Consider the following 204-nt stretch of genomic DNA (forward strand, 5'->3'; position numbering starts at 1 on the left):
CCATCGCGTCAATATCGATCCCGTCGAGCAGCCATCGCAATTGCTCCGCGGTGAGCGCCACCACCGTTTCCGCTCGTTTGGGCCATCGGAACTTGTCCTCTGTTAGCGCCTTGAGCACCAATACAAAGCCCGACCGGTCAAAGAACAACAGCTTCATCCGGGTCCGGCGCCGGTTGCAAAAGGCAAACGCCGCGCGCTCGAACG

At 60.3% G+C, this 204-nt stretch carries 1 protein-coding gene; it reads right to left on the minus strand.

Translation table 11 applies throughout. The features are described 5' to 3' along the window. A partial coding sequence (gene tnpB, locus LH128_RS35085) for an IS66 family insertion sequence element accessory protein TnpB (RefSeq protein WP_008833658.1) occupies positions 1–204 on the minus strand: 204 nt, incomplete at both ends.

Origin of the sequence: Sphingomonas sp. LH128 (assembly GCF_000293195.2) — a bacterium.
Taxonomy (GTDB): domain Bacteria; phylum Pseudomonadota; class Alphaproteobacteria; order Sphingomonadales; family Sphingomonadaceae; genus Novosphingobium; species Novosphingobium resinovorum_A.